This window comes from Streptomyces sp. NBRC 110611 (assembly GCF_001590865.1).
Lineage (GTDB): Bacteria > Actinomycetota > Actinomycetes > Streptomycetales > Streptomycetaceae > Streptomyces.
In genome coordinates this window covers 51126-70223 of the sequence record NZ_BBUY01000009.1, presented here as the reverse complement: position 1 = coordinate 70223, position 19098 = coordinate 51126, and the positions used below count along the sequence as shown (strand labels likewise).

General features: G+C 69.7%; 22 protein-coding genes. 7 read left to right on the top strand and 15 right to left on the bottom strand.

Features of this window, described 5'->3' with window-relative positions; genetic code table 11:
• Together wrbA and AZE13_RS20190 are read left to right on the top strand one after the other, a co-directional pair.
• Window positions 1–717: an NAD(P)H:quinone oxidoreductase gene (gene wrbA / locus AZE13_RS20195; protein ID WP_079124183.1), complete on the top strand. Its 717-nt coding sequence runs from the start codon at window positions 1–3 to the stop codon at window positions 715–717.
• Entirely contained in the window at window positions 714–2132 is a 1419-nt protein-coding gene (locus tag AZE13_RS20190) for a glutamate decarboxylase (protein WP_066933632.1), read from the top strand. The genes wrbA and AZE13_RS20190 overlap by 4 nt, the downstream gene beginning before the upstream one ends.
• 58 nt (window positions 2133–2190) lie before the next feature.
• Here AZE13_RS20190 and AZE13_RS20185 read toward each other — a convergent pair whose 3' ends face one another.
• The 4 genes from AZE13_RS20185 to AZE13_RS20170 form a co-directional block, all read right to left on the bottom strand.
• Entirely contained in the window at window positions 2191–2832 is a 642-nt protein-coding gene (locus tag AZE13_RS20185) for a PadR family transcriptional regulator (protein WP_066933629.1), read from the bottom strand.
• 39 nt (window positions 2833–2871) lie between these two features.
• Window positions 2872–3423 (bottom strand): DinB family protein, encoded by a 552-nt coding sequence (locus AZE13_RS20180; protein ID WP_066933626.1) that lies wholly within the window; start codon window positions 3421–3423, stop codon window positions 2872–2874.
• Window positions 3424–3661: 238 nt separating this feature from the next.
• Window positions 3662–5119 carry an aldehyde dehydrogenase family protein gene (locus tag AZE13_RS20175; protein ID WP_066933622.1) on the bottom strand — a complete coding sequence of 486 codons (1458 nt, stop codon included), beginning with the start codon at window positions 5117–5119 and terminating at the stop codon, window positions 3662–3664.
• An 84-nt stretch (window positions 5120–5203) separates the two neighbouring features.
• Complete coding sequence (locus tag AZE13_RS20170) at window positions 5204–6067, bottom strand: helix-turn-helix domain-containing protein (protein ID WP_079124182.1); 864 nt, start codon at window positions 6065–6067, stop codon at window positions 5204–5206.
• A gap of 345 nt (window positions 6068–6412) precedes the next feature.
• On the opposite strand from AZE13_RS20170, the gene AZE13_RS20165 reads away from it, so the two are divergent.
• Entirely contained in the window at window positions 6413–6904 is a 492-nt protein-coding gene (locus AZE13_RS20165) for an ATP-binding protein (protein ID WP_066933617.1), read from the top strand.
• A gap of 173 nt (window positions 6905–7077) precedes the next feature.
• On the opposite strand, the gene AZE13_RS20160 is transcribed toward AZE13_RS20165, so the two are convergent.
• From AZE13_RS20160 to rpmG, 5 genes are all read right to left on the bottom strand, one after another.
• The gene (locus tag AZE13_RS20160; RefSeq protein ID WP_066933614.1) at window positions 7078–7317 is read right to left on the bottom strand and encodes a DUF397 domain-containing protein; all 240 of its coding nucleotides are present in this window, start codon (window positions 7315–7317) and stop codon (window positions 7078–7080) included.
• Between the two features lie 254 nt (window positions 7318–7571).
• The gene (gene rpsR, locus AZE13_RS20155; RefSeq protein ID WP_066933611.1) at window positions 7572–7808 is read right to left on the bottom strand and encodes a 30S ribosomal protein S18; all 237 of its coding nucleotides are present in this window, start codon (window positions 7806–7808) and stop codon (window positions 7572–7574) included.
• A gap of 130 nt (window positions 7809–7938) precedes the next feature.
• Complete coding sequence (locus tag AZE13_RS20150) at window positions 7939–9087, bottom strand: CobW family GTP-binding protein (RefSeq protein ID WP_066933608.1); 1149 nt, start codon at window positions 9085–9087, stop codon at window positions 7939–7941.
• Window positions 9087–9374: a type B 50S ribosomal protein L31 gene (locus AZE13_RS20145; protein ID WP_066933605.1), complete on the bottom strand. Its 288-nt coding sequence runs from the start codon at window positions 9372–9374 to the stop codon at window positions 9087–9089. The genes AZE13_RS20150 and AZE13_RS20145 overlap by 1 nt, the downstream gene beginning before the upstream one ends.
• A gap of 6 nt (window positions 9375–9380) precedes the next feature.
• Window positions 9381–9545: a 50S ribosomal protein L33 gene (rpmG, locus tag AZE13_RS20140; RefSeq protein ID WP_066933602.1), complete on the bottom strand. Its 165-nt coding sequence runs from the start codon at window positions 9543–9545 to the stop codon at window positions 9381–9383.
• 233 nt (window positions 9546–9778) lie between these two features.
• Between rpmG and tatA the strand changes: the two genes are divergently transcribed.
• On the top strand, window positions 9779–9982 hold the full coding sequence (gene tatA / locus AZE13_RS20135) for a Sec-independent protein translocase subunit TatA (RefSeq protein WP_066933598.1): 204 nt from the start codon (window positions 9779–9781) through the stop codon (window positions 9980–9982).
• 66 nt (window positions 9983–10048) lie between these two features.
• On the opposite strand, the gene AZE13_RS20130 is transcribed toward tatA, so the two are convergent.
• From AZE13_RS20130 to AZE13_RS20105, 6 genes are all read right to left on the bottom strand, one after another.
• A complete protein-coding gene (locus tag AZE13_RS20130; RefSeq protein WP_066933595.1) occupies window positions 10049–10894 on the bottom strand; it encodes a nitrilase-related carbon-nitrogen hydrolase in 846 nt (281 codons plus the stop codon).
• A gap of 637 nt (window positions 10895–11531) precedes the next feature.
• The gene (locus tag AZE13_RS20125) at window positions 11532–11948 is read right to left on the bottom strand and encodes a rodlin (RefSeq protein ID WP_066933592.1); all 417 of its coding nucleotides are present in this window, start codon (window positions 11946–11948) and stop codon (window positions 11532–11534) included.
• 562 nt (window positions 11949–12510) lie between these two features.
• The gene (locus AZE13_RS20120) at window positions 12511–12930 is read right to left on the bottom strand and encodes a rodlin (protein WP_066933588.1); all 420 of its coding nucleotides are present in this window, start codon (window positions 12928–12930) and stop codon (window positions 12511–12513) included.
• Between the two features lie 263 nt (window positions 12931–13193).
• Window positions 13194–13550, bottom strand: coding sequence for a hypothetical protein (locus tag AZE13_RS20115; RefSeq protein ID WP_066933585.1), 357 nt, complete (start codon window positions 13548–13550; stop codon window positions 13194–13196).
• A gap of 271 nt (window positions 13551–13821) precedes the next feature.
• Entirely contained in the window at window positions 13822–14055 is a 234-nt protein-coding gene (locus AZE13_RS20110) for a chaplin (RefSeq protein ID WP_066933583.1), read from the bottom strand.
• A gap of 356 nt (window positions 14056–14411) precedes the next feature.
• Window positions 14412–14858, bottom strand: coding sequence for a rodlin (locus tag AZE13_RS20105; protein WP_066933580.1), 447 nt, complete (start codon window positions 14856–14858; stop codon window positions 14412–14414).
• 207 nt (window positions 14859–15065) lie between these two features.
• On the opposite strand from AZE13_RS20105, the gene AZE13_RS20100 reads away from it, so the two are divergent.
• The 3 genes from AZE13_RS20100 (at window position 15066) to AZE13_RS20090 (ending at window position 19040) form a co-directional block, all read left to right on the top strand.
• A complete protein-coding gene (locus AZE13_RS20100) occupies window positions 15066–16184 on the top strand; it encodes a winged helix DNA-binding domain-containing protein (protein WP_066933576.1) in 1119 nt (372 codons plus the stop codon).
• A 168-nt stretch (window positions 16185–16352) separates the two neighbouring features.
• Window positions 16353–18038 carry a bifunctional 3'-5' exonuclease/DNA polymerase gene (locus AZE13_RS20095; protein ID WP_066933574.1) on the top strand — a complete coding sequence of 562 codons (1686 nt, stop codon included), beginning with the start codon at window positions 16353–16355 and terminating at the stop codon, window positions 18036–18038.
• A gap of 162 nt (window positions 18039–18200) precedes the next feature.
• Window positions 18201–19040 (top strand): DeoR/GlpR family DNA-binding transcription regulator, encoded by an 840-nt coding sequence (locus AZE13_RS20090; RefSeq protein WP_079124180.1) that lies wholly within the window; start codon window positions 18201–18203, stop codon window positions 19038–19040.
• Window positions 19041–19098: the final 58 nt, after the last annotated feature.

Sequence of the window (19098 nt, the reverse complement as noted above, 5' to 3'; positions counted from 1 at the left end):
ATGCGTACGCCGGCACCCGTGCACGACATCCACGTGTCCGTCATCTACTACTCCTCCACCGGCACCGTCGCCGAGCTGGCCCGCTGGATCGCGGATGCCGCCGAGCACGCCGGTGCCGACGTACGCCTGCGCCGCACCGCCGAACTCGCCCCGCAGACCGCCATCGACGCCAACCCGGCCTGGGCAGCCAACGCTGCCGCAACCGAGGACATCCTGGAAGCCACCCACGAGGACATGCTCTGGGCGGACGCGGTCATCTTCGGCACCCCGACCCGCTTCGGCAATGTGAGCTCCCAGCTCAAGCAGTACCTCGACACCCTCGGCGGCCTCTGGAACGAGGGCAGGCTGGCCGACAAGGTCTACAGCGGCTTCACCGCGAGCGCCTCCCCGCACGGCGGCCTGGAGTCCACTCTGCTCGCGCTCTACCAGACCATCCACCACTTCGGCGGCATCCTCGTCGCCCCCGGCTACACCGACGCGGCAAAGCTCACCGACGGCAACCCGTACGGCACCTCGCACGTCGGCGGCCCGGTCACCCCGCCCGGCGCCGCCGCGCACGCCGCCGCCCGCGTCCAGGCGGAGCGCGTCGTGAAGTTCACCAAAGCCATCAAGCACGGTGTCCACGATCTCCACGGCCCACAGGGCCTCCACGACCACTCTCCGGTCCGACCACCGGCGGAGTTGACGCGTACGCATACACGCGGGGACGACGGATGACGCTGCACAAAGGCGCCGCGGCACATGGCCCCCGGCACGCCGCCGCCCACCCCGTCAACCCCTTCTACGGCGAGGCCGACCCGATCGCCGGAATGGACACCGCGCCGTCCCGCCACGCCCTGCCCGACGGCCCGGTCGCCCCGCACACCGCCTACCAGTTCGTCCACGACGAACTGATGCTGGACGGCAACTCCCGCCTCAACCTGGCGACGTTCGTCACCACCTGGATGGAGACGCAGGCCGGCGTCCTGATGGCGGAGTGCCGGGACAAGAACATGATCGACAAGGACGAGTACCCGCGCACCGCCGAACTGGAGGAGCGGTGCGTGGCGATGCTCGCCGACCTGTGGCACGCCCCCGACCCGTCCGCCGCCGTCGGCTGCTCCACCACCGGCTCTAGCGAGGCCTGCATGCTCGCCGGGATGGCGCTCAAACGACGCTGGACGCGGCGCCACGCGGACCGCTATCCGGCCACCGCCCGGCCCAACCTCGTCATGGGCGCCAACGTCCAGGTCTGCTGGGAGAAGTTCTGCAACTTCTGGGAGGTCGAGGCCCGCCAGGCCCCGATGCGGGGCGACCGCTTCCACCTGGACGCGGCCTCCGCCGCCGAACTCTGCGACGAGAACACCATCGGGGTCGTGGCGGTCCTCGGCTCGACCTTCGACGGGTCGTACGAGCCGGTGGCCGAGATCTGCGCGGCGCTCGACGAGCTTCAGGAGAAGCAGGGCTGGGACATCCCGGTCCACGTGGACGGCGCGTCCGGCGCCATGATCGCCCCATTCCTCGACCCCGAGCCGGTGTGGGACTTCCGGCTGCCCCGGGTCGCCTCCATCAACACCTCCGGCCACAAGTACGGCCTGGTCTACCCCGGCGTCGGCTGGGCCCTGTGGCGCGACGAAGCAGCCCTCCCCGAAGAGCTGGTCTTCCGCGTCAACTACCTGGGCGGCGACATGCCGACCTTCGCACTCAACTTCTCCCGGCCCGGCGCCCAGGTCGCCGCCCAGTACTACACCTTTCTGCGGCTCGGCCGGGCCGGCTACCGCGCCGTACAGCAGACGACGCGGGACGTGGCCTGCTCGCTGGCCGAACGGATCGGCGCACTGGGCGACTTCAGGCTGCTCACCCACGGCGACCAGCTGCCGGTCTTCGCCTTCACCACCGCGGACGACGTCAAGGCGTTCGACGTCTTCGACGTGTCCCGGCGGATCAGGGAACGCGGCTGGCTGGTCCCGGCCTACACCTTCCCGCCCGACCGCCAGGACCTCTCCGTCCTGCGGATCGTCTGCCGCAACGGCTTCTCCCAGGACCTGGCCGACCTGTTCCTCGCCGACCTGGAAGACCTCCTGACCGAACTACGCCGGCAGCCGGGCCCCCTGCAACGCCCGGAAAACGTGGCAACAGCCTTCCACCACTGACGTCACGCCCCTCCGGACCCCTGGGGCACACGTGCAGGCCTCCGGGCTCACTGGGAGCTCAACGGGCGTCCCCGGGATGGACCTCCCTCGTCGCATACGGATTCTCCTGCCCCTCCCTGAGAACCCCGACGAACGGCTCCCCCTCACCGGCGAAGACATACGCCCCGCCCTTGATCCGCTCGATCAGCCCACGGGTCCACTCGGCGCCGGCGTCCGCCGAGTGGACCCAGTAATTCATGATCTCCCCGATATGGCCGAGCTGCCCCGGCCCCCCCTCGGGCGTGTAGTACTCGGTGACCGAGGCGCGCCACTCCGCGATGCCCCGCACCCGCTCCTCCAGCAGTGCGAGCGCCTCCGCGCGGTCCAGGTCGACGAGCAGGCCGAGCGCGGCCGCCAGCGCGTCGGGCTTCTGGTCGTACGCGGTCAGGGCGCCGCGCAGCAGCGTGAAGTACTCCTGCGTACCCCGCTCCGTGATCTCGTACTCGGTGCGCGGCGGCCCGCCGGCCGTGGACGGCGCGATCTCATGGGCGTGCAGCAGGCCCTGCTTCGCCATCTGCTTCAGCGCGTGGTAGATCGAGCCGGGCTTGGCGTTGGACCACTCATGGGCGCCCCAGTACTCCAGGTCGTTGCGTACCTGATAGCCGTGGGCCCGGCCGTGCTGCCGGACGGCGCCGAGCACCAGAAGACGGATCGCTGACATGCCCTCCAGGCTATTGCTCCTGCCGCTGCTCCTCCTGCGCTACTGCTCTCCCCGCTGCTCCCGGTCCACCAGCGCGAAGGCCGTCGCACCGTCCAGGGACTCACGGATGACGTCCGCGTGACCGGCGTGCCGGGCGGTCTCCTCGATCAGATGCAGCAGGAGCCAGCGCACCGACCGCCGGGCGTTCGGCGGGAACCACGGCGCCTCGGGCAGCGGGAAAGTGTCGTTGAGACTCGGCACGGACCGGATGAACTCTTCGGTCCGCCGCGCGACACCGTCCCAGAACTCCAGCACCCCGGCCAGCGTCTCCCCTTTCTCTCCCTCCAGCTGGAAGCTGAGATGCCAGTTGCTCTCGTCCCGCTCGACGGAGGGCGGCCGCTGCTGCGCCTTCTCCACCCAGCCCTGCTCGACCTCCGCGACATGCTTGACCAGTCCGGCCAGCGACAGCTCGCTGGCGCTGGGCCGCTCGGCCGCCTGGGCCGCGGTCAGCCCGAGCACCGCCCGTCGCAGCCCGCCGCGCTGAGCCTCCAGGAACGAGAGCAGCGCTCCGGTCTCATCACCGTGCTCCTCCGCAAGAACAAGAGTGGGCATGGCCTCTACCACCTTCCTGACGTCCGTAAACTCTCCGACACCCCTCACGCTAGAGACGAAAGCGGTCAGCCCCCGTCCTAGATCCCGTCCACTTTCACTTGCCTCACCGACTTCACCCTGCGCCGGGAACCATTAACGCTCCGTAATCGTTGCCGAAACAAGGAAGCAAGGAAGGAGGCAGCAAACAGGCAGCACAGCAAGGCACTGAACAGCTAAAGCAGCCAAGGCAGCCCAGGTATCAGAACGGGAACCGCGACCGCCCGTGCTGGATGGAGATCCACTTGGTGGTGGTGAACGCCTCCACCATCGCCTCGCCGTTCAGCCGCCCCACACCCGAGCTCTTCTCCCCGCCGAAGGGGACGATCGGCTCGTCGTGCACCGTGGCGTCGTTGACGTGGAACATCCCGGTGTCGATGCGCTTGGCGAACCGCACGCCGCGCTCGATGTCGCCGGTGTGCACGGCGCCGCTGAGCCCGTACGGCGTGGCGTTGGTGATCCGTACAGCCTCGTCGTCGCCGTCGAAGGGGATCAGCACGACGACGGGACCGAAGATCTCCTGGGTCAGCAGTGGCGAGTCCGCCGGCAGACTGCCCAGCACGCTCGGCGCGACGAGCGTGCCCCTGGTCTCGCCGCGCAGGAGCGCCGAGGCGCCCTCGGTGACCGCGCGGTCCACCAGTGAGGAGACGGCCTCGGCCTGGCCCTCGTTGATCAGCGGGCCGATGTGGGTCTGCGGGTCGGTGGGGTCGCCGACCTTCAGGGACGCGACCTTGGCGACGAACTTCTCGGTGAACTCCCGCTCCACGGCGCGGTCCACGAGCACCCGGTTGGCGGCCATGCAGACCTGGCCCTGGTGGACGAAGCGGCTGAAGACCGCGGCGTCCACGGCGTAGTCGAGGTCGGCGTCGTCCAGTACCACCAGGGCGCTGTTGCCGCCCAGTTCGAGGATCGAGTGCTTGAAGTTGGCGGCGGCGACGGTGGCGACGTGGCGGCCGACGCGCTCCGAGCCGGTGAAGGAGATGGTCTTGGGCACGGGGTGGTCGATCAGCGCGTCGCCGATCTCGGCGATGTCGGTGACGACGACGTTGAGCACACCGGCCGGCAGCCCGGCCTCCTCGAAGATCCTGGCGACCAGCCCGCCGCCGCAGACCGGGGTGTTCTGGTGCGGTTTGAGGACGACGGCGTTGCCGAGCGCGATGGCCGGGGCGACGGACTTGAGCGACAGCAGGAAGGGGAAGTTGAAGGGGCTGATGACACCGACGACGCCGACCGGCAGCCGGTAGAGGCGGTTCTCCTTGCCGTCGATGGGCGAGGGCAGGATGCGGCCCTCGGGGCGCAGCGCGAGCTGCATCGCCTCGCGGAGGAACTCCCTGGCGAGGTGGAGTTCGAAGGCCACCTTGGCGAGGGTGCCGCCGACCTCGGCGGTGATCGCCTCGGACAGCTCCGCCTCGCGGTCGTCGATGATCCGCAGCACGCGTTCGAAGACCGTGCGGCGGGTGTACGGGTTGATGGCGCCCCAGTCCCGCTGCGCACGCTCGGCGGCGCGGTAGGCCTGGTCGATCTCCTCGACCGTGGCGACGGGTATGGAGGTGAGCTTTTCGCCGTTATAGGGGTTGAAGTCGACGATGTCCCACGAGCCGCTTCCGGAGCGCCACTCACCGTCGATGAACTGATAGGCCAACTCGTCGAAGTAGGACATGCCATCCCGATCTGGAGAACAGGGCACGCGAGGAGCCCAGTTGGGGGGTGCTGACTCCTGATGGTTCGCCATCCTACCGACGCGTCACATAAGTTGGAGTAGACCACGCAGGATATCCCTGGTCTCCGCGGGGCTGGGGCCTTCTTCCTGGAGCCGGTCCATCACCCGCCCGTACTGGGCGACCTCTTCGGGCTTGTCCAGATAGAGCGCGCTGGTGAGCTGTTCCATGAAGACGACGTCCGGCAGCCCGGATTCCTGGAATCCCAGCATGGTGAAGGCGCCGAATTCACCGGCGTGCCCGCCGAGGCTGAACGGCATGACCTGAAGGCGCACATTCGGGCGCTCGGACACCTCGATCAGATGCCGCAGCTGTTCGCGCATGACCTGGCGGTCACCGTACGGGCGGCGCAGCGCGGCCTCGTCCAGTACGCAGTGGAACTCCGCCGGCCGTTCGGCCACGAGCAGCTTCTGGCGTTCCATGCGCAGCGCGACCCGGCGGTCTATGTCGGCCGGAGCGGCGTCGGGCATACCGCGCCGGACGACGGCCTGGGAGTAGCTCTCGGTCTGCAACAGGCCGTGGACGAACTGGACTTCGTAGACCCGGATCAGGGACGTGGCTCCTTCCAGGCCCACATACGTCTGGAACCACGCGGGCAGCACATCGGTGTAACTGTGCCACCAGCCCGCCATGTTGGCCTCGCGTGCCAGGGACAGCAGTGCCTCCCGCTCCTGTGCGTCGCCGACTCCGTACAGGGTGAGCAGGTCTTCTATATCGCGCGCCTTGAAGCTCACCCTGCCCAACTCCATGCGGCTGATCTTCGACTCGGACGCCCGGATCGAATAGCCGGCCGCCTCGCGGGTTATCCCACGGGATTCACGCAGGCGGCGAAGCTGCGACCCGAGCAGGATCCGCCGCACCACCGACCCGCTCGACTCACTTGCGGACACCTCTCTGACCCTCCTGTGACCCCCACCCGTCCAACAGTGGGGCGAAGTCTGCCATGCCCAGGCTCCGTTGAGTGCTCATCTGATTACTGATATGTGCGGCCCACGCAGGCTCTCCACAAGAACTACGGCGAAGAGCGGCAAAGGATCCGGAACGAATCCGGAAAGAATTCCCGTCAAATCCGGTCACTTTCCCGCAATCTCGGCGCGTGCACGTGCATCTGCCCTTGCATCTGTCTCACGCATTGGGAACCATGGGTGTCGCACACATGCACGCTCGTGAAAGATCCGCCAGGCCCGGCTGACCGGCCAGGGCCATGACGTCCGCGAACGCCAGGAGTGCCTCGCATGGGGACCAAGGTTTTGACCATGCTCGAGCCGTTGTGGCAGGGCTTTCCTCCCGTCGATCCGCTGACGGTCTCCGGATCCGTTTCGTGCACACTCCCCCCGCACTACGAATCGGTGAGCTGTGCACGGAAGTTCACGCGCGAGACCATGCGCGGCTGGGAGCTGGACGACGACCTCTTCGACTCGGTGAGCCTGGTCGTCTCGGAACTCGTCACCAATGCTCTGCGGCACGCGATCCTCGCCGCCCCGGAGCACGCCGACGCCACCCCGCCCGCCCGGCTCCATCTGATGCGCTGGTCGCAGCGACTGATATGTGCCGTACGGGACCCGAGCGACGACTCACCCGTCGCCACCGGCGGCGAAGTCGACTCCGCGGCGGAATCAGGGCGCGGGCTGTACCTGGTGGAATCGTTCAGTGACGGCTGGGGATGGCACCCGCTGTCCGGCGTCGCACACGGGAAGATCGTGTGGGCGCTCTTCCGGCTGCCGTAGCCACTCGGCCTCCACGCGAGCGGGCGCCCGTACGTGATGGGCGCCCGCTCGCGTGCTGCGCGCCGGGGTGCGCATCAATACGCCGGGTCGGACGGGGATCCACCGAGTGGCGCGAGGCGCATGTGCCAGCCTTACGTGACGCGGGCCGGATGCACGTGCATATGCACCCGTCCTCAGTCGCGTACGAGGTGATCGAACTCCCCGTCCTTGACCCCCAGCAGCATCGCCTCGACCTCGGCCAGCGTGTAGATGAGCGCCGGACCGTCCGGGAATCGTGAATTGCGGACGGCGATCTCGCCGCCCGGCAGCTTGGCGAACTCCACGCAGGAACCCTGGGAGTTGCTGTGCCTGCTCTTCTGCCAGGCGACATCATGGAGATCCGTTGCGGCCATGCCGTTGTATGCGTGGGGCACTGGGATCTCCCGGTGATAAACGGTGTCAACTGCCCGGGATCATAGCTGCGTTCATAGGCGAATGCATGCGCAGATGCACGTGCACGACAGTCGGTGCCGAGGCGGTCACAGCTCGTCGAGCACCTTCCCCCGATGCTCCCCGGCAATCGGCCGCAACCGAGCGTCTTCCGGCCACCCATGATGCGCCGTTCGCCGGCCGGAGGGGCCGACGGGGGCCGGCCGGCGAGCGGCGCCCCTCCGGCCGGCGACGGCGGTCACCGTGACGCGTACGGAAGCAGCGCCATCTCCCGCGCGTTCTTGATCGCCCGGGCCAGCTGCCGCTGCTGCTGGGCGGTGACCCGGGTGACCCGGCGGCTGCGGATCTTGCCGCGGTCCGAGATGAACTTCCGCAGCAGATCGGTGTCCTTGTAGTCGATGTAGGTGATACCCGCGGCATCCAGAGGATTGGGGCGGGGCGTGAGCTTCCGGCGCGAGTCGGACCGTCGGGGCATGGGACTTCCTTTGGCGTATGTCGCAGGGCGTACGACGCATGTCATACGGCGCATGACGTATGACATGCGGCGTATGAGGTACGGCACATGACGTATGACGTGCGGATGGCGGGTGCGGTGCGGAGCGCGGTCACGAGACGGGGTCGAGGAGTGCGTCGAAGGCGGCCGGCAGGTCCTTCCAGGCCGTCCGGCCGCCCGCGTACTCGGCGTCGGTGAGCAGGCAGGACTCCAGCAGGGAGCACAGCCCCTCACGGTCCAGGCCGGGCGAGGTGAACACCAGGTGCTGGGCACGGTCGCCGTGCTCGGGGTGCCAGTCCAGCGCGGCCGCGGCGCGGCGCATCGGCGGCACCATCTCCCAGGCGGCGTCCGGCAGCGACGCCAGCCACGGCCCGGCGTTCTCCACGCACAGCGCGCCGCCTGCCGCGTCCCAGGACAGCAGGGTGTCCGGACGGTCGGCCAGCCAGAACCGGCCCCGGCTGCGCGCGGCGGCGCAGGTCAGGTCCTCCAGGGCGGCGTAGAGCCGCTCGGGGTGGAAGGGCCGGGTGTGCTGCCAGACGAGCGTGCCGATGCCCTCCTCGTCGGCCTCCTGCGGCAGCAGCGCGCAGGCCGGGTGCTGCCGGGCCGCGGCCGCCTCCACATCGAAGCCGGCCAGCGCGGCGGCCGCCAGCTCCCCCGAGCCGGCCGGGACCTGCCGCGCCGTGGGGTGGAGCTGGGCGAGCAGCGCGAGGTCGGCGGGCTCGGCCTCCTCCTCGCCCGTCGCGATCGCCAGCACCGGCGCGTACTCCAGCTGCCGCGCCCAGGTGTCGGCGACGGTGCGCTGGTCGGAGGCCGCGGCGGCGAGGCCCGCCTCGGCGAGGTCGTCGCCGCAGCCGAGGTAGGGCAGCAACAGGGCCGGGTCGACGGCCGTGATCACTCCGGTCAGGGTGAGGCTCGCGCTGCCACAGGCGGTGACGACCTCGGCCATCGCCTTGGGCTCGACCGAGTCCCACAGCTCGACGACGGCGAGCCGGCAGGTCCGGCCGGCGGCCAGCCGCTCCAGCTCGGGTACCAGGTCCTCGCGCAGCGCACAGCAGGCGCAGTCGTTGACCAGCGGCGCCTCGCCGGTGTCGAGCGTGCCGCCGGCGTCGCGGACGGTGCGCCGTACGGTGCCGTCCGCCGCCGAGGCGAGGTCGTGGTGGAGGGCGACGCTGCCGGGGACGGTGTGCAGCAGCCGCTCGACGGTGGTCCGCCGCGCGTCCGCGTGCAGACCACCCACCAGCACGACGGGGAGCTGCTCCATCAGTGGGCCTTCTTGCCGTGCGGGCCGGGCCTACCGGGCCGGCCGGACTTGCCGTAACGGCGCTCGAACCGCTCGACGCGGCCCGCGGTGTCCAGCACGCGGGCGGTGCCCGTGTAGAAGGGGTGGCTCGCGGAGGAGATCTCGACGTCGATGACGGGGTAGGTGTTGCCGTCCTCCCACTCGACGGTCTTGTCACTGGTCGCGGTGGAGCGGGTGAGGAAGGCGAAGTCGGCGGCCCGGTCGCGGAAGACGACAGGCCCGTAGGCGGGGTGGATTCCGGGCTTCATCGGGCGTCAGCGCTCCTCTCGGAAGGTGACGTGGCGGCCGGCCACGGGGTCGTACTTGCGGAGTTCCAGGCGGTCGGGGTTGTTCCGGCGGTTCTTGCGGGTGACGTAGGTGAACCCGGTACCGGCGGTGGACCGGAGCTTGATCACCGGACGTAGTTCGTTGCGAGCCATGCGGGGTAGTATACGGAAATGGTTTCCATTTTCAATACGAGGGCGGCCCGGCGACGTGCGGCGGTGGCCTGCTGCACGGCCCGGCGCGCCGTCCTCACGGCTGTCATTCGCGGCCGGCCTGGTGCGGACGCGTCCGGCCGCCCCGGGGGCGACCCCCGGACCGGTCGTCCGGACCCTCCGGGTGATACTGGACAGAACGTCCGCCGTCACCCCCGACGAAAGCGAGCGCGCCGATGCTCCGCAACGCCTTCGAGCCCTGGCACCTGATCCTGATCGTCGCGGTCCTCGTACTGCTCTTCGGCTCCAAGAAGCTGCCCGACATGGCGCGCGGCCTCGGCCGCTCGATGCGCATCCTCAAGTCCGAGGCCAAGGCCCTCAAGGACGAGGGGTCATCGTCGGCCGAGGCACCCCGCCCGGGGTCGGCCTCCGGGCACTGACACCGGGGCCGTCACTGGCACCGGGCGCGGGCGCGGGCCATGAACGCCGGGCGCGGGGCCGTTGTGTCAGCTGTCGCCGCCCTCGTCGATCAGCCGTCGCACCTCGCGGTCGATCAGGCCCAGCCGGGCCTCGGCGACCAGCGGCACCGCGCGGCGCTGCCGGCGCGCCTCGGCGAGGTCGATCTCCACCGTGACCAGCGACGGCTCCCACTTGGGCGCCTGCGCCACCACCGCCCCGCGTGGGTCCACCACCCGGGAACCGCCCCAGAAGGTCGCGCCGAGCTCATTGCCGACCCGGTTGACGAAGACCACCCAGCACTGCAGCATCCGCGCGGTGTAGGAGAGCAGGGTGTCCCAGTACAGGCCGGTGTCCATCGCCTCCGGGTCCAGGCTCGCGGCGCTGTTGGTCGGCACGAACAGCACCTCCGCACCGTCCTGCACCGCCAGCCACGGCAGTACCGGCTGCCAGGCGTCGTTGCACACCAGCGTCGCGCCCCGGCCGCCCGTCCTGGACCGCCTCAGCTCGTACGCGCGCAGGGACTGCCCAGGGCTGACGTGCTTGCGCTCCTCCCAGGCGAGGTAGTTGGGGAGGTAGAGCTTGCGGTGGGCATGCAGCAGCGATCCGGCCGCGTAGTGCGCCGCGGTGTTGTACGCGCGCAGGCTGGTGTGCTCATGGAAGCCGACCAGTACGTCGGGGCCGAGGGTGCTGAGCTCCAGCAGCCTCGGATCGCCCGCCTCGATCGACTCATCGCGCTTCAGTGCGCCCAAGTGGTAACCGTGCAGACTCAGTTCGGGGAAGACGACGAGGTCGGCGCCCTGGGCCGCGGCCTGCTCGATCTGCTCGCGAGCGATCTTGAGGTTCTCCTCCACCTCACCCAGCGCGCAATCCGTCTGCGCCAGCGCAATGAGCATGGCCCCACCTCATCGACTCATCACTTTCGCGGCTTTTATCGTAATTTTGCCAGAGGGTACGGCGGCCGGCACAGCCCTCCGCGCTCCCGCGTTCCGCCCTCTCCCCGCCCCGCCCTCCCAAACACCGGATTCGCCCTTCAAACGCCCGGGAAGCCGGGTCCCCACCAATGAGCGAACGCACGCACCGCCCCGTGCCGGAGCCAGGCCTCACGCGTTGATCCCCACGATCCGTCGTACCCCCGCGGGGCCGCATCCAGCCGCAGCGCCACCCGCCGGGAGAGGTACGACGGTCCGCGGTCGAACCGTCCCGGATGCCGACGGCCGGCTCGACCAGGTGGCCCAGGCCGAGCGGTCCGCCGCATCCGCTCGGCCGGCTGCCCTCTCCCGCATTCCGGCCTGGCGCCATTCCAGCCAGACGACACTCCTGCCAGGCGTCACTCCGGTCTGGCCTCGCCGATGTCATGGCGTAACCGAGGACGCACTCCATGCGTACGGGCCCGCCGACCGCAGCCGTGGGGCTCACAGCGGTCCTCGGGCAGTGCTCGCCGTGGTGCTCACGCGGCCGGGCGGTCGGCATCGCATACGCGGTGCCGACCGCCCGGAGACGCAAACGGTGGGAGGACCGAAACGTCGGCCGTCAGCGCTTCTTGCCGCCACCGCCGTTGTTGGACCCGATGAGGATGCCGTCGAGGACGTGCGCCAGCGACTCGTCGCCCTTGGCCTGCGCCGAATGGCTCACGCACTGCTGCACCTGCGGGTTGGACAGCACATTGATGTCCTGAACCGTGACCGGGACCCCGCCGACCAGCGAACCGACGTTGAGCTTCTCGCCGATCAGAGCGGCGCAGAGGTCGTTCAGGGAGCCCTGGGCGAGTCCGAGCTGGGTGCTCATCTTCCCGCGGGTGGTCGAGTTGCCGTAGATCGACTTCGACCCGTTTCCGTTGACGGTCTTGGCACCGTGTCCGTCACCCATCGCCATGGCCTGCGGCGTGGCGGCAACGGAGATACCGACCAGCGACGCCGCCACGGCGGCGCCGGCAATCATTTTCTTCATCACGAAACCCTTCAGGAGACGGAACTCCGGAAACGGGAGCCCTATTGGAACAACCCGCCACATCATCAGGGGTTCTCCCGCATCACTCGAATAGCTCCCGATGACGTTCCCTGAAAGGCGTCATGCGTCTCGTATTCCTTTGGCGCCGGCCGCCGCTGCCGAATCCGCCCCCCCCGGTTTCCCCCTCCGGTTCCCCGGTGGTTGCCGGACACGGCAGCGGGGCCTGTGATGCCGATGAACCGGCTTCACAGGCCCCGTGTCGCATCCAGCTGGCATGCCAATGCCCCGGCAACCCCATCAATCTCGCAAGGGCATTGGCATGCTTCCCTCCACACATCCTGTTCAACGAGCCGGTACGCCGTACCGGAGTCACGGCGGAATAACAATCTCGGGGCGCCACCGGTCATTTTGTCGTGCCACGGAATGCGTCGTGGCAGGACGCCGGGACGACAGAACGGCAGAACAGGCGAACAGGAGAAACCCGGGCCACCCGGCTGAAGGAGGGCCGGGCGGCCCGGGTTTCTGCTCTGCGTCTCGTTCTGCGGCCTTGCCGAACAGCCGGTCAGCGCTTCTTGCCGCCACCGCCGTTGCCGGACCAGAGCGGGATGTTGCTCAGGAGGTGCGCCAACGACTCATCACCCTTGGCCTGGGTGGAGTTCTCGGTGCACTGCTGGATCTGCGGGTTCGACAGCAGGTTGAGGTCCTGAACGCTGATCGGCACCGCCCCGACCAGCGAGCCGATGTTCGCCTTCGACGGCAGCGCGACGCAGGGCTTGTTCAGCGAGCCCTGGATCAGACCGATCTGCGGGCTCATGTAGCCATGCGTGGTCGAGTTCCCGAAGTACTGACGCGTGCCATTGCCGTTCATGGAAGACGGTCCGTGGTGGGAGGTACCCATGGCCACGGCCTCGGGGGCGGCACCTGCGGCAACACCAACAATGGACGCAGTCGCAGCTGCGGTCGCCAGAGCCTTCTTGATCATTCGTGATCCTTCGCGTTTCGGGGTGCCCTTGGGCCGGGCAATCTGCCCAACTCACAGGGAGAAATTTGGTTGTGCCCATTCACTCAAATGAACAGACGCCCTGATCTGTTTCACCGACCCGCTCCAATGCCGACCGTAAGAAAACCGGGCGGATAATATTCGCGTTGCGGTAATGGGCCGGACAGCGGTCTGCGCACTCGGGTCCCGCGTGATCCAGATATCCGCATTGAATTCACCGGGCACAACCTACGCAAACGGCGAAGTTACTTCAGCTTCAGCGGGAGACCTCCGAGCAGCGGAGTCGTCCTGGTGGCCTCCGAGGCGCCATTGATCAGCTTGTTCGCGCTGGCCGACTTGACCTTCTCGCCGGTGTTCTTGACCTTCTTGACCAGCGGCCGGAACTGGTGGCCGTCCAGCTGCCTGCTCTGCAGCGCGTCCGACAGCCCGCCGTTGAGGCTCATCTTGGGAGCCCCGGCCTCGGCGTCGACACCGGGGGCCACGGGGTGCTTGCCCGCTGCGGGGTTTCCGGCGGCCGCGGGGTGAGCGGCGAAAGCGGGCGCGGCGGCACCCAGCGCCATGACGGAACCGGCGACAATCGCAGCAGACTTTGCGTACTTCACTTTCAACTGTCCCTTCTCGGGCGGTGCTTGACGGTCCTGCGGCACTATTGCCGCGCGAGCAATCGCTTCGCTGCTCGGACCACCGCATTCACGGTGACTAACGAGTGCTGCCGCCCGGAGAAACTCTGAAAGCCCTGCCTTCTTGCCCGCCTCGCCGGAGAGTCCGGAGCGGCGATGGCGCTGTCCGAAGGGGTCCGTACGGCGACCGGCCCCGATGCGCAGGGGGCACATCGGGGCCGGGCCGGACGGACGCGGCTCGAATTCCGTCGAATCAGTGGATCTTGCAGCGGTTGCCGAACGCCGGGTTGAGCAGTCCGATGAACTGAATGGTGTTGCCACAGGCGTTGATCGGGATGTTGAACGGAATCTGCACGACGTTGGCGGAGCCGAACCCGCCGGCCTTCTTGACGCCACCCTTGGTGCCCGCGTCGGCGAACGCCGGCGCCGCCGCGCCCATCATCATGAGCGTACTGGCAGCGACTGCTGCGACCTTTGCGTACTTCATTTCAGCCCTTCCTGCAGCGAGTCCGTAGCGAACACGATCGTCGTGTTGCACGGGCGCTGGCCTGCTCGCCCGTTACGCCGCTGCCGATATTGGTAACAATTTCTCGCCATGGACGGAACTCTGGCCGGGAAGTTTCGGAGGAATCGCCCGAAGGATGCAAACCCTTCGGGCGATCGCCGCCGCGCATACAACGCGGAAAACACCGGAGTTCGAACAGACGAGGCACCCGCCGCAGAAGAGTTCCTACCGGAAGAAGGGGGCGAGAATTCTGTCCCCACGATTCGTGACGGGGGGCCGCAACCCCGGGACCGCACAAGGAGTGAGAGCCTGCGGCCCGGGCGCGCGGCGGTGACGGGTCAGTGCTTTTGGCCCCCGCCCCAGTGCTTCTTACCGCCCCCGCCGCCGTTGCCGGACTTGATCGGGATGTTGCTGAGGACGTGCGACAGCGGCTCGTCGCCCTTGGTCTGCGTCGAATTCCTGACGCACTGCTGGACCTGGGGGTTGGACAGCACATTGATGTCCTGAACCGTGACCGGGACGAAGTACCCGAACACCGAACCGACATTGAGCTTTTCGCCGATCAGGGCGGCACAGAGCTGGTTCAGGGAACCCTGGACGAGTTCCAGCTGGGGGCTCATCTTGCCGCGGGTGGCGGAGTTGCCGTACACAGACTTGCCGGCGTTGCCGTTGAACGTCGTGGTGCCGTGACGCCCGCCGTCCGCCATCGCCTGGGGGGCGGCCGTCGCCGAAATTCCGACGACAGAGGCGGCTACCGCTGTCGTGGCCAGGACCTTCTTGATCACTTCTCACCCTTCGTGGAGCGGAGTGCTGATATCCGGAGTGCACTGGTCAACTCGCCTCGGTGAGCGCGGTTTCGCCCATTCACTCAGATGCCGTGCACCCGTGAGCCCGGGAACCACTGGGCCGGCCCCCCGTGAGCCGGTGACCTCGTCCCCTCGGGGCGCCACCGGGGACGGCCGATTGTCAGTGGCGTCGTGTGCAATGGCGGTATGAAGGTGACGCATGCACAGGTCCTGTCCTGGCGGCTGCGGCGGCAGAGCCTGGCGCCCCGGACCACCGCCTCCGCCGTGACGCTGGTCGCGCGGCTGGCCGGCGTGCAGGCGCAAGTCGCCTCGGCCGCCGAACTCGCCGTCGCGGTACGGCAGAAGAGCCCGCGCGCCGATGCCGTGCGGCAGGCGCTCGGGGACCGCTCCCTCATCCGGACCTGGGCGATGCGCGGCACCCTGCATCTGCTGCCGGCCGAGGACATGGCGTCGTATCTGGCGCTTCTGGGGGCGGCGCGGACCTGGGAGAAGCCGTCCTGGCAGCGGGCTTTCGGAGTGAGTCCGCAGCAAATGGCGGCTCTCGGGGAGGCCGTCGACGACATCCTGGACGGGCGGGTGCTGACCCGGCAGGAGCTGACCGCCGAGGTGGTGGCGCGGGCCGGTCTGGAGGGGCTGGGCGAGCAGCTGGCCTCCGGGTGGAGCGCCGTCCTCAAACCGCTGGCCTGGACGGGACGACTGTGCCAGGGGCCGCCCCGGGGCCAGAACGTGACCTTCATCTCGCCGCGGTCCTGGGTGCCCGGATGGCACGGGATACCGGCCCCGGAGGAGGCGGCACCCGCGGTGATCTCCGCCTATCTGGCGGCCCACGGCCCGGCGACGCCCGCCGCGTTCGACGCCTGGTTGCTGCGCGGCGCGACCCGCAAGGCGGTGCTGCGCAGCTGGTTCGAGGCGCTCGGCGACCGGCTGACGGAGGTCGAGGTGGACGGCGTGGGAGGGGCGTTCCTGCGAACCGAGGACGCCGAGGCACTGGCCCGTACGAAGCCATCACAGGAGGTGCGGCTGCTGCCCGGCTTCGACCAGTACGTCCTGGCACCCGGCACGGCCGACAGCCGGCTGGTCGCCCCCGGGCGACGCACGGCGGTCAGCCGGTCCGGGGGCTGGATCTCCCCCGTGGTGGTCCACCAGGGCCGGGTGGCCGGTGTGTGGGAGTTCACCGAGGAGACGGTCGCGGTGACACTGTTCGCGGAGCACGGCGAGGTGCCCAGGGCGGGGCTGGAGGCGGAGGCCGCGTACCTGGCCCGCTGCACGGGTCGCGAGCGCGGGCTGGTGGTGCGTCGGGGGTAGGTGTGCTGCGGAGGGCGTGGATGGGGTGCGGAGGGCGTGTCGTCCGCCCGAGGGCATGGCCGCAAGGCCTGGGGGGGGCGGGCAGCGCGTGGGCGTGGGCGTGGGTCGGCCGGCACGGTGTATGTGCTGGTCAGGGCGATTGTCAGACCCTGGTGCAAGACTCGGGGCATGAGATGGGCGGTGGCGGAGACGGGCGACGGGGGTGCTCGTCTCTGCCCGCTCGCCCAGGACGGACGGCCGGCGGGGCCGGTGCTGGAGGAGGCCTCGCTCGCCGAGGCGGTGCGCTCGCGCCCGGACGCCGAGCGGTGGGTCTGGCGCTCCACGGCGGACGTCTACCGGCGGCTGCTGGCGGCGGGGGTGCGGGTCGAGCGGTGTTACGACGTGGAGGCCGCGGAGGCGCTGCTGATCGGCCACGAGGAGGGCCAGTCGGGCCAGCCGCGTTCGCTGGCCGCGGCCTGGGCGCGGCTGCATCATCTGCCGGTGCCGGCGGATGCTCCGCCCCGTACGGCCGAGACCCAGCCGTCGCTCTTCGAGCCGGGCCCGGTGCCGCTGCCGCCCGGCACCGACGAGCTGGCCGCGCTGCTGGAGGTCTACGCCGGCCAGGTGGCGCGTACGGAGCGGGCCGAGCACCCGGAGCGGATGCGGCTGCTGCTGGCCTCCGAGTCCGCGGGCATGCTGGTGGCCGTGGAAATGGGCCGGGCGGGGGTGCCCTGGCGGGCGGATGTGCACCGCGCGCTGCTCGACGGCCTGCTGGGCGAGCGGTATCCGGGCGGGCAGGAGACCCGCCGGCTGGCGGAGCTGGCGGACGAGGTGTCCCGGGCCTTCGGTCCGGGTGCGCGGGTGCGCCCCGATCTGCCGCAGGACATCATCAGGGCCTTCGCCGGTGCCGGCGTCTCCCTCACCTCGACCCGCAAATGGGAGCTCCAGCAGATCGATCACCCCGCGGTGGCACCGCTGCTGGAGTACAAGCGGCTCTACCGTGTCCACACCGCCCATGGCTGGTCGTGGCTCCAGCAGTGGGTGCACGACGGCCGGTTCCGCCCCGAGTACCTGCCCGGTGGCACGGTCTCCGGTCGCTGGACGGCCACTGGCGGCGGCGCACTGCAGATCCCCAAGGTGGTCCGGCGGGCCGTGCGCGCCGACCCCGGGTGGCGGCTGGTGGTCGCCGACGCCGACCAGATGGAGCCGCGGGTGCTGGCCGCCGTCTCCCGCGACCGCGGTCTGATGGAGGTGGCCGGCAGCGGCGAGGACCTGTACGCGGATCTGGCGGCCCGGGCGTTCGGCGGCGACCGCGACCAGGCCAAGCTCGGTCTGCTCGGGGCCATTTACGGCCAGACATCCGGTGACGCCCTCAAGCACATGGCCGACCTGCGCCGCCGCTATCCGGCGGCCGTGGCGTATGTGGACGAGGCGGCCCGGGCCGGTGAGGAGGGCCGGCTGGTGCGCACATGGATGGGCCGCACCTGCCCGCCCTCGTCCATGGCACAGCCCGACGAGGCGGGCCTGCCGCAGGAGGAGGAGCGGCCGGCAGGGTACGGCGGGGGCTCGGCGGCCGCCGCCCGTGCCCGCGGCCGGTTCACCCGTAACTTCGTCGTGCAGGGCAGCGCCGCCGACTGGGCGTTGCTGATGCTGGCCGCGCTGCGCCGTTCGCTGTGGACCGCCGGGCTCCGGGCGGAGCTGGTCTTCTTCCAGCACGACGAGGTCATCGTGCACTGCCCGGCGGAGGAGGCACCGGCGGTGTCCGAGGCGATCTCGTCGGCGGCCGCCGCGGCGGGCCGGATCGCGTTCGGGGACACACCGGTACGTTTCCCGTTCACCACGGCGGTGGTGGAGTGCTACGCGGACGCGAAGTAGCCGCGGGGTGAGCAGCCGCAGGAGCCGCGGGGTGAGTAGCCGCAGGTCAGTGGCGGCAGGCGAGGGGCCGCCGGATCGGCGCCGGAAAGGCCCTAAACTCCCCGGTAGGAGCCGACGGCGGGTGGACGGACGGCCGAGCAGCGAACCGGGAAGGGACCAGCGTTGACCGACACCGAAGGGGCCGCGGACGTCCCGGTGGCGACCGATGCGCCGGTCACCAAGCTGAGCCCCAGGGACCGCCGGAAGCGGATCGCGGACCGCGTGCTGGCCGAGGGTCAGGTGACCATCGAGGAGCTGGTCCAGGAGCTCGGTGTCAGCCAGATGACGGTGCACCGCGATCTGGACACCCTGGAGCATCAGGGCACGCTGCGGAAGGTGCGTGGGGGCGCCACCGCCGCGCCCAACGCCATCTTCGAATCCAACGCGCGCTGGCGCGGGCATGAGCAGGTGACGGCGAAGGAGGCCATCTGCGCCACCGCGCTGGCCCTGGCGGAGCCCGGACAGGCCGTGATCATCGACGACTCCAGTACGGCGCTGCCGCTGGCCCGCGCGCTCTCCGGGCGCGGCGCCTACACCGTGATCACCAACTCCCTGCAGGTCATCAACGAGCTGGCCGAGGAGCCCGACATCCGCGTGATCGCGCTGGGTGGCGAGTACCACCCGGCATTCAACGCCTTCCTGGGCATGTCCACGGCCGATATCGCCCGCAGCTTCCGCGCGGACATCGCGTTCCTGTCCACCTCCGCGGTCGACAACGGCCACTGCTACCACCAGGCGCAGGAGAACGTCCTGGTCAAGCGGGCTCTGATGGCCGCGGCCCGGCGCAAGGTGCTGCTGGTGGACCACTCCAAGTTCGGCCGCCAGGCGCTCTACGAACTCGCACCGCTGGCCGACTTCGATCTCGTCATCTCCGATGAACAGCTTCCCGAGGAGGAGCGGGACGCGCTTCAATCACTGGGCGTGCGGTACGAGTTGGCGACGGAGGGGAGCCGGCGGGGATGAGCGCGGAGATGGGGACGACGGAGGGGACGGCTGAGGAGACGGCGAGGGGCGACGAGAG

Bases quoted from the DNA above. Each gene is read 5' to 3' on its own strand.
- AZE13_RS20165 (WP_066933617.1), top strand. From the start codon at position 6,413: ATGGGGACCAAGGTTTTGACCATGCTCGAGCCGTTGTGGCAGGGCTTT.
- wrbA (WP_079124183.1), top strand. From the start codon at position 1: ATGCGTACGCCGGCACCCGTGCACGACATCCACGTGTCCGTCATCTAC.
- AZE13_RS20110 (WP_066933583.1), bottom strand. From the start codon at position 14,055: ATGAAGTACGCAAAGGTCGCAGCAGTCGCTGCCAGTACGCTCATGATG.
- rpsR (WP_066933611.1), bottom strand. From the start codon at position 7,808: ATGCCCCGACGGTCCGACTCGCGCCGGAAGCTCACGCCCCGCCCCAAT.
- AZE13_RS20145 (WP_066933605.1), bottom strand. From the start codon at position 9,374: ATGAAGCCCGGAATCCACCCCGCCTACGGGCCTGTCGTCTTCCGCGAC.
- rpmG (WP_066933602.1), bottom strand. From the start codon at position 9,545: ATGGCTCGCAACGAACTACGTCCGGTGATCAAGCTCCGGTCCACCGCC.
- AZE13_RS20130 (WP_066933595.1), bottom strand. From the start codon at position 10,894: ATGCTCATTGCGCTGGCGCAGACGGATTGCGCGCTGGGTGAGGTGGAG.
- AZE13_RS20120 (WP_066933588.1), bottom strand. From the start codon at position 12,930: ATGATCAAGAAGGCTCTGGCGACCGCAGCTGCGACTGCGTCCATTGTT.
- AZE13_RS20100 (WP_066933576.1), top strand. From the start codon at position 15,066: ATGAAGGTGACGCATGCACAGGTCCTGTCCTGGCGGCTGCGGCGGCAG.
- AZE13_RS20150 (WP_066933608.1), bottom strand. From the start codon at position 9,087: ATGGAGCAGCTCCCCGTCGTGCTGGTGGGTGGTCTGCACGCGGACGCG.
- AZE13_RS20185 (WP_066933629.1), bottom strand. From the start codon at position 2,832: ATGTCAGCGATCCGTCTTCTGGTGCTCGGCGCCGTCCGGCAGCACGGC.
- AZE13_RS20125 (WP_066933592.1), bottom strand. From the start codon at position 11,948: ATGAAGAAAATGATTGCCGGCGCCGCCGTGGCGGCGTCGCTGGTCGGT.
- AZE13_RS20190 (WP_066933632.1), top strand. From the start codon at position 714: ATGACGCTGCACAAAGGCGCCGCGGCACATGGCCCCCGGCACGCCGCC.
- AZE13_RS20180 (WP_066933626.1), bottom strand. From the start codon at position 3,423: ATGCCCACTCTTGTTCTTGCGGAGGAGCACGGTGATGAGACCGGAGCG.
- AZE13_RS20175 (WP_066933622.1), bottom strand. From the start codon at position 5,119: ATGTCCTACTTCGACGAGTTGGCCTATCAGTTCATCGACGGTGAGTGG.
- AZE13_RS20095 (WP_066933574.1), top strand. From the start codon at position 16,353: ATGAGATGGGCGGTGGCGGAGACGGGCGACGGGGGTGCTCGTCTCTGC.
- tatA (WP_066933598.1), top strand. From the start codon at position 9,779: ATGCTCCGCAACGCCTTCGAGCCCTGGCACCTGATCCTGATCGTCGCG.